Origin of the sequence: Stieleria sp. (genome assembly GCF_041595215.1) — a bacterium.
Classification (GTDB): Bacteria; Planctomycetota; Planctomycetia; order Pirellulales; family Pirellulaceae; genus Stieleria; species Stieleria magnilauensis.
This window is the reverse complement of sequence record NZ_JBFHKV010000311.1, coordinates 1-8,158: the sequence shown is the minus strand read 5'-3', so window position 1 is coordinate 8,158 and position 8,158 is coordinate 1. Positions and strand designations below refer to the sequence as shown.

The 8,158-nt window shown below is 59.7% G+C and carries 5 protein-coding genes and 1 pseudogene; 4 read left to right on the top strand and 2 right to left on the bottom strand.

Annotated features, from left to right (window positions below; all coding sequences use genetic code 11):
* Nucleotides 1-406 precede the first annotated feature (406 nt).
* Both ABX749_RS13765 and ABX749_RS13760 read right to left on the bottom strand, forming a co-directional pair.
* Nucleotides 407-2,200, bottom strand: coding sequence for a 30S ribosomal protein S1 (locus ABX749_RS13765; protein WP_095736354.1), 1,794 nt, complete (start codon nt 2,198-2,200; stop codon nt 407-409).
* 655 nt (nt 2,201-2,855) lie between these two features.
* Complete coding sequence (locus ABX749_RS13760) at nt 2,856-3,959, bottom strand: glucose 1-dehydrogenase (protein ID WP_145217822.1); 1,104 nt, start codon at nt 3,957-3,959, stop codon at nt 2,856-2,858.
* A gap of 362 nt (nt 3,960-4,321) precedes the next feature.
* Here ABX749_RS13760 and ABX749_RS13755 point away from each other — a divergent pair, with 362 nt between their 5' ends.
* From ABX749_RS13755 to ABX749_RS13740, 4 genes and pseudogenes are all read left to right on the top strand, one after another.
* Nucleotides 4,322-5,029, top strand: coding sequence for a helix-turn-helix transcriptional regulator (locus ABX749_RS13755; RefSeq protein ID WP_372896479.1), 708 nt, complete (start codon nt 4,322-4,324; stop codon nt 5,027-5,029).
* A 60-nt stretch (nt 5,030-5,089) separates the two neighbouring features.
* Nucleotides 5,090-5,914 (top strand): Fe-S cluster assembly ATPase SufC, encoded by an 825-nt coding sequence (sufC, locus tag ABX749_RS13750; RefSeq protein WP_095736312.1) that lies wholly within the window; start codon nt 5,090-5,092, stop codon nt 5,912-5,914.
* 111 nt (nt 5,915-6,025) lie between these two features.
* Entirely contained in the window at nt 6,026-7,438 is a 1,413-nt protein-coding gene (gene sufB, locus ABX749_RS13745) for a Fe-S cluster assembly protein SufB (RefSeq protein WP_145217826.1), read from the top strand.
* A gap of 216 nt (nt 7,439-7,654) precedes the next feature.
* A pseudogene (locus tag ABX749_RS13740) lies at nt 7,655-8,158 on the top strand (Fe-S cluster assembly protein SufD); the annotation flags it as partial.

Sequence of the window (8,158 nt, the reverse complement as noted above, 5' to 3'; positions counted from 1 at the left end):
GGACCCCGTCGGGGTCATGCCGCGCACGTTGGCACGAAAAGATGGTAGCGGAACGGCGCGAGCCGTCCGGTGGCAGTGTCGAAAACGCGGTGACAGACCGGAGGGCTCGCGCCCTGCCGCTAAATCGACAAGGTTTTGACCAGCGCAGAGCCCGTAGGCTCGCGCCAAACGGCTGGTACCCGTTTGACATCAGCCGGTTCGCGCCAGCGCGAGCGGCGCCCCTCAATCTCGATTGAGCGGTAGGGGGCGCGAGCTTGCGGAGCCAGCCCGGATCGCGCAAGCGCAAACGAGAGGGTTTGATCGCGTCGTTGCTGTCGCCAAAAAAAAGCGGAGCCGGTGTCGGCTCCGCTTTGGGCAGGTTTGATGTTGAGCCCGGTCGATCTCGAGCGGGCTTTCGGGAGCTGGATCAGCCGCCGGTCGGGAACAGTGGGCCTTCGCCGCTTCCCAGGCCACCCTTCAGGTCGCCTTCTTGGGACGGCATGCTGCCGGTTTCGGCGGCTTCGGCTTCCGCCGCGGCGCGTTCTTGCTCTTCGCCCCAGTCGACGCGTTTGAGCGAAAGACCGATCTTGCGCTCGTCGGTGTCGACACGCAGCACCTTGACTTCGATCTCGTCGCCGACCTTGACGACTTCTTCGGGGTTCTCGACTTTGTGCTCGGCCAGCTCGCTGATGTGCAGCAAGCCTTCCAAGCCGTCTTCGAGACCGATGAAGACACCGAAGTTGGTGATCTTGGTGACGTTACCTTTGACCAGTTGGCCGGGCTGATACTTGTCCGGAATGTCGCCATCCCAGGGGTCGTTATCGAGCTGCTTGAGTCCCAGTGCGATCCGGCGACGTTGTTCGTCGACGCTCAGCACGCGGCACTGAAGCTCTTGGCCTTTTTCCAGCAACTCGCTCGGATGACCGATCTTGCGGGTCCAGGACATGTCGCTGACGTGCAGCAGTCCGTCGATGCCTTCTTCCAGTTCGATGAAGGCACCGTAATTGGTCAGGTTGCGGACCTTGCCGGTCACGTCGGTGCCCTCGGGGTAACGTTCCAGCACGTCGTCCCACGGGTTCTTTTGGGTTTGCTTCATGCCCAGCGACAATTGCTGGCCTTCCGGGTCGACGCCCAGGATCTTGACTTCGATCTTGTCGCCGATGTTGACCAGTTCGCTGGGGTGATTGACCCGTTTGGTCCAGCTCATCTCGCTGATGTGCACCAGGCCTTCGATGCCCGGTTCCAGTTTGACGAACGCACCGTAGCTCATCACGTTGACGACTTCGCCGTCGTGATTGGAGTCGACCGGGTACTTCTCTTCGATGTTTTCCCACGGGTTGCGGTCTTTCTGCTTCAGTCCGAGCGCGATCTTTTGTTTTTCGCGATCGATGTGCAGCACCTTGACTTCGATTTCCTGGTCGATCGACACCATTTCGGTCGGGTGCGAGATGCGTTCCCAGGCCATGTCGGTGATGTGCAGCAGGCCGTCGATTCCGCCCAGGTCGACGAACGCACCGAAGTCGGCGATGTTCTTGACGATCCCTTTGCGGATCTGGCCGACTTCCAGTTCTTGCATCAAGTACGCGCGGTCTTCTTCGCGTTGGTTTTCGATCAGCGAGCGTCGGCTGATGACGATATTGCGACGGGTGTCGTCGATCTTCAGCACTTCGGCTTGGATCACGCGGCCGATGAAATCGCCGATGTCGCCGGGGCGTCGAATGTCGACCTGGCTGCCCGGCAAGAAGACGTTGACGCCGATGTCGACCAGCAAACCGCCTTTGATCTTTCGGATCACGGTCCCGGTGACGACCTGGCCTTCGCCGATCTTCTTGATGATGTGTTCCCACTCGATGATCTTTTCCGCTTTGCTCTTGCTCAGCGCGATCATGCCGTAGGGGTCGTCGGCGGCTCCGTAGTTGTCTTCCATTTCCTCGATGAGGACCTGGACGGTGTCACCGACAGCGGGTTTCGCTTCGTCGGGGCCCCATTCGTTCAGGTTGACCGTGCCTTCGCTCTTGAAGCCGACATCGATCAGGGCCCATTCGTCGTTGATCTCGACGATTTTGCCGTCAACGATTCGCCCTTGGGCGTAATCTTGCTGCTCGGCGTGCTGCAGGAAATCGAGCAGCCAATCCTCCGTTTCCTCCTCTGGCGCCAAAACGGCCAGATCGTTGAGCATGTCGTCGTCTTCGAGGGAACGGATCAGATTGCGGTTGACCATGAAATTTTCCGATTCGGAATCCGTCAATGAGTCCAGGAGATGCCGGCGGACCGAACGTGCTGGTCCGGTGGGAAGGCGGCGAAACATCACGCCGCGGCAAAAGACTCTTCTGCCGTCAAACGTCCCGCAGGTGAAGGGCGGTCTGGATTTCGCGGGCGACAGATTCGTGGGTTGGAGGAATGAAATAACATCCGCTGCGGACGTCGCCCCTAAATGATGAAGGTCACGACGCATACCGGCGGTGAATGCTGACGTGCCGCCCGTCGTTGACGGACACACGTTCACTCACACCAGGCGCAGGGTCGGGCAACATGCCCGAAAATGGTAGCGCGGAAGATTACCAAACGCCGGCCCCCCCCACAACAGCATTTCTCGGGATCTTGCCTCCGTTTGACAGAGATGTGTTAGCGGAACGCCACGAGCCGTCCGGTTTCGGCGCGAAAGCACCACGATGGACCGCAGCGCTCGCGCCCCATACCGCTCAATCGAGATTGAGGGGCGCCGCTCGCGCTGGCGCGAACCGGCTGATGTCAAACGAATATCAGCCGTTTGGCGCGAGCCTACGGGCCCTGCGCTGGTCAAAACTTTGTCGATTGAGCGGTATTGGGCTCGCGCCCTGCCGCTAACAAGGGCAGCTCGTTCGACAGAGCGTCCATCAGCCCTCGGCGATATTCACAAACACCTTCAATGCGTCTTTGTCTTCCACTAGCAATCGCATCATTTCTTCGTATTGGTCCAGTCCGTCGACCGGGTGCGTCAGGATTTTGTCCAGCACGCCGGGGAACATCATGTCACCCAACGCCAGGTCCCGGATGCCGCTTTCGAAGTGCGTGCGGTTGGCGTTGACGCTGCCGAGCAACAGTTTGTTGCCGAGCACCCAGTTCAGGTTGACGCTGTCGGAGGGGATTTCGATGTTTTCGTCGCCCCCGGTGATGCTGGTCCAGACGACCACGCCGTTGTGGCCGACGTGTTGCATCGCCTGGAACGCCAGTTTGCTGCTGCCGGTCGCGTCGACGATCAGGTCCGGTTTGCCCGTGTTGGCGACCAATTCGTCCATGTTGGTTTCCCGCGTGCTGATGTAGTTGGCTTCCATCCCCGCGACGATTTCACTCTTCAGGTTCGGGGCTTTTCCCCGCGCCAGCGTGTAGACGTCCAGGCCGCGAAGTTTCAGGATCAGCGTCGTGAGCAAGCCGATTTGGCCGGAGCCGAGCACGTACGCCAGCCGCGGTCGCCAAACCTTCATCCGGTGCTGGGCCTCGTAAGCCTGTTGGACCGCTTTGGCCGCACAGCTCATCGGTTCTTGCAGCACGTGCAAGTGCTTGAGCCCCTCCGGGACACGGACGATGTATTCCTCTTCGTCGGCAAATTTCTCCGTCATGAACCCGTGACGCAGGTTGATGCCACGCTCGTAGTACGTCTCCTCGCTGGTCATGTCGTTGGTCCCGATCACGTCATAGATCGAGCCTCCGGGGCGGCGAACCGTTGCGGTGACATAATCGCCCGGCTTGACGCGACGGACGTTGGGGCCGACCGCTTCGACGATTCCGAAGGACTCGTGGCCGATCACCAGGTAGTCATCGCCCTGGGGCGCATTGCCGTACAGTGCCTCGTTGATCTCGCGGTCGGTCGCGTCCACCCCGACCTTCAGGGTTTTCACGAGCACCCCTTTTCCGTCGGGGAATTGGTCGAGGGAGGGTTCTTCGATTTCGGTCAGGTGAACGCTATTGGGGGTGCCCGGGGTAACCGCGACAGCTTTCATCGTTATTGGCTCGGGGGGAGAGTCATTCGTCAGGTGGTGGGCCGTCGGCAAGGAGATGGCCTTCGGCGGACGCGGAATCGTACCAATCGGACGGATCGGTGTTCAGGGGGCGCGGGGCTTGGCATCGCCGTGAGGCGGTCGTCAGTCGAAACCCTCCTGGCGAGGTTGTGTCGTTTTCGGCGTCACGCTCATCGGGCACCCATGCCGGTTGCAGCGGGCTAACGGCGTCGACGTTCCCGTTGACGCGGTGCTGGGGAGGTTCTGTCTTTCTTTTTTAACAACGATGGTTGTCAAAAATCGGTTGTGCTGTAACAGTAAGGGTGTCGTTTTTGTGTTTTCCCGTTCCCCGAAAAGGCCCCGCGATGAAATCTGAGCCGCACCCGGAAAGCGGGCCGATCCGCTCGGTCGATCGCGACTTGTTGCTGGCGATGCGCAGCGGCGAGCTGATCGGAATTGGGGAATTGACGGAAAAACTGGACGTCACGGCGACCGCCGTCCGTCAGCGGATCGAGCGTTTGCTCGCTCGTGGGCTGATCGAGCGGGAGAAGGTCGTCGCCGGTCGGGGGCGGCCCACGTATCGGTATCGGATCACCGACCAAGGCAAGCGGATCAACACGGCGGATTCGACCGAGTTGGCCGAAGCGATGTGGCAGGAAATGCTGTCGATCGAGGACCGGGACTTGCGAAACCGCATGCTCAGCAGCGTGGCGACGCGGCTCGGTCGCGAATACGCCGCTCAGCTGGACGAGAGCGCGCCGCTGGAGGAACGCATGCGTGTGCTGTCGCGGTTGTTGTCGTCGCGTCGCGTGGTCAGCGATGTCCGTTCGGCCGGCGAGTTGCCGGTGCTGGACATCAACGCCTGTCCCTACCCGACGCTGGCCGACGGAAGCGAAGATCACACGATGTGTCACCTCGAGGAACAGGTGCTCTCGGAGGCACTCGGCAAACCGGTGCAGCTCAGCCAATGTCGTCTCGACGGCGATGCGTGTTGCCAGTTTTCACCGGCTTCCAATGTCCCGGCTTCCAATGTCCCGGCAGCGAATCTCACCTCCGACGGCTCGACGAATTGACCCGAACGTTCCAATCAACCATTCAATCACCCTTCACCACCCACCATTGCAACCATAGTCATGACTCACGTTCTGAAAATTGAAGACCTGCACGTGTCGGTCGGCGACAAGCCGATCCTCAGAGGCGTCAACTTGACCCTCAATCACGGCGAAACCCACGCGCTGATGGGCCCCAACGGCAGCGGCAAAAGCACGCTGGGTTTGGCGATCATGGGCCACCCCGGATACGAAGTCACGTCCGGTTCGATCACGCTGGATGGGAAAGACGTGTTGGAGATGGCACCCGACGAGCGGGCTCGCGCGGGGATCTTCATGGCGTTCCAAAGACCGATGGCGATTCCGGGTGTGAAGATGGCGGACTTCCTCCGTCACGCGACCACCAACGTTCGTCGTCCGGATCGAAAAGAAGGCGAGGAGCTGATTCCGATGCGTGAGTTCCGCAAGGAGCTTCGCGAGAAGATGGAGCACCTGCGAATGGACAGCGAATTTGCCCGACGCTACGTCAACGATGGTTTCTCCGGCGGCGAAATGAAACGCGCCGAGATCTTGCAGTTGGCCATGTTGCAACCCAAATTTGCCGTCTTGGATGAAACCGATTCGGGGCTGGATGCGGACGCCGTCCGTTTGGCCAGTGAGTCGATCGCGGACATCGGGCACCAGAAAATGGGACTGCTGATCATCACCCACCACGACAAGTTGCTCGAGCACAATCCGCCGGATTTCACGCACGTCATGCTGGGCGGACGGCTGGTCGAAACCGGCGGCAAAGAACTCGCCGAAGAGTTGCATCAACACGGCTACGACCGGATCCGAAAGGCCTATCCGGATGCCGAAGCCCTGAACCAAAAATTGCTGGCCGAGGAAGCCGAAGAAGCGCTGGCGTGATGAAACGCTGGCTTGGTTAAACGCTGGCTTGATGAAACGCCGGCACTGCCCCAGAAGACCCGGCACCCTGAAACTTACGAATCACTTCCATCTCCATTTTGGAGCTTTGATATGTCAACCGACGCACCTGCCGAACCCAAGTCGGAAATCGGCGAAATCAACAAGTACAACTTTCGCACCGAGACCACCGGCGTCTTCAAGGCAAAAAAGGGGATCAACCGCGACATCGTCAACCAGATCTCCGATATCAAGAACGAACCGGATTGGATGCGAGAGTTCCGGCTCCGGTCTCTCGATATCTTTGAATCCAAGCCGATGCCCAAGTGGGGCGGATCGATCGATATCGATTTCCAGGACATCTTTTATTACCTCAAGCCGACCGATCATCAGGGAAAGACTTGGGATGATGTGCCGCAGGAGATCAAGGACACGTTCGACAAGCTGGGCATTCCGGAAGCGGAAAAGAAGTTCCTTGCCGGCGTGAAGGCTCAGTTCGAAAGCGAAGTCGTTTACGGATCGCTGGAAGAGGACCTGGCGAAAAAAGGAGTGATCTTCACCGACACGGACACCGCAGTCCGCGAACATCCCGAACTGCTGCGAGAGTACTTTGGCAAGATCATCCCGCCCGAAGACAACAAGTTCGCGGCGCTCAACAGCGCGGTCTGGTCCGGCGGTTCGTTCATCTACATCCCCAAGGGCGTGTCGATTGATTTCCCGCTGCAGGCGTATTTCCGGATCAATGCCGAAAGCATGGGGCAGTTCGAGCGGACGCTGATCCTGGTCGATGAGGGTGCCAACGTGCACTACGTCGAAGGCTGCACGGCGCCGATGTACAGCACCGAGTCGCTGCACAGCGCGGTCGTCGAGGTCGTCGTCAAACGCAACGCACGTTGTCGCTACACGACCATCCAGAACTGGGCCAACAACATTTACAACCTGGTCACCAAACGGGCGTACGCTTACGGCGACGCGACGATGGAGTGGGTCGACGGCAACTTGGGCAGCAAGTTGACGATGAAGTACCCCGCGGTTCACATGATGGAGCCCGGTGCACGTGGCGAGATCCTGTCGATCGCGTTCTCCAGCGCCGGTCAACACCAAGACGCCGGTGCGAAGTTGGTGCACGAGGCGCCCAACACGACCGGTCAAATCATCAGCAAGAGCATCAGTAAAAACGGCGGACGCAGCAGCTACCGCGGTTTGGTCTCGGTGCATCCCGGCGCCCACAACAGCAAGAACAACGTCGTCTGTGACGCGCTGATCTTGGACGCGGAAAGCCGTAGTGATACCTACCCGTACATCGAAGTGAGCGAGCAGGATGTTCAAATCGGTCACGAGGCCAGTGTGTCTCGGATCGGTGAAGAGCAGATGTTCTACTTGCTCTCGCGTGGGCTGACCGAGCAGGAAGCGAGCACGATGATCGTCAACGGATTCATCGAGCCCCTGGTCAAGGAGTTGCCGATGGAATACGCGATCGAAATGAACCGTCTGATCCAACTGCAAATGGAAGGCAGCGTCGGATAGCGGCGACGGTGTGGGCTCGGCTTCCAGGCTCGTCGGGCTCCGGCTCGATAGGTTCAACGCCACCCCACCGGTCTTTCCAGCAAATCAATTGACCTCGTTCCTGGGCTCCCGCCCGGGGACTCACTCAATCGCAGGCTCCGCCTGCCTTCCCCATTGGCACCTCGGGCCGGCAGCCATGTCGCCCCCACAGAATCAAAACCAAGCAAACGAATTTCCATGTCACAAACCATCACACACGCTTTTGATGCCGCCGGGTTTGACGCGTTACTTGCCAGCCAGTCCGAGCCGGATTGGTTGACGACGCTGCGTCGCGAAGCGTTTGAACACGCCGAGGCGATGAGTTGGCCCGAGCGTCGCCACGAGGAGTGGATTCGAACCGACATCCGCATGTTCCAACTCGGTAAATTCGGGTTGCCCGTGCTCGACCCGGCCGATTGTGATCTGGCCGAAACCGAGCAGCTGCACCAGTTGGTCGAAGGTGTCGAGTTAGGCGGTCGAATCGAGACGGTCGACGGTTGCATCACGAAGGAGTCGCTGGACGAAGAGTTGGCGGCCAAGGGCGTCGTCTTCGGCAGCCTTTCGAAACTGGCCCAGTCGCACCCCGAACTCGTTCGTCCGTACTTGTTCACGGCCTTTGATCCCGATCACGACAAATTTGCCGCGCTCCATGCGGCGTTCATGTCCGGCGGGCAATTCCTGTACGTGCCCCGCGGAGTTGTC

What these genes read in the sequence shown, in the direction of transcription:
- ABX749_RS13765 (WP_095736354.1), bottom strand. Translation starts at nt 2,200, where the DNA reads ATGGTCAACCGCAATCTGATCCGTTCCCTCGAAGACGACGACATGCTC.
- ABX749_RS13760 (WP_145217822.1), bottom strand. Translation starts at nt 3,959, where the DNA reads ATGAAAGCTGTCGCGGTTACCCCGGGCACCCCCAATAGCGTTCACCTG.
- ABX749_RS13755 (WP_372896479.1), top strand. Translation starts at nt 4,322, where the DNA reads ATGAAATCTGAGCCGCACCCGGAAAGCGGGCCGATCCGCTCGGTCGAT.
- sufC (WP_095736312.1), top strand. Translation starts at nt 5,090, where the DNA reads ATGACTCACGTTCTGAAAATTGAAGACCTGCACGTGTCGGTCGGCGAC.
- sufB (WP_145217826.1), top strand. Translation starts at nt 6,026, where the DNA reads ATGTCAACCGACGCACCTGCCGAACCCAAGTCGGAAATCGGCGAAATC.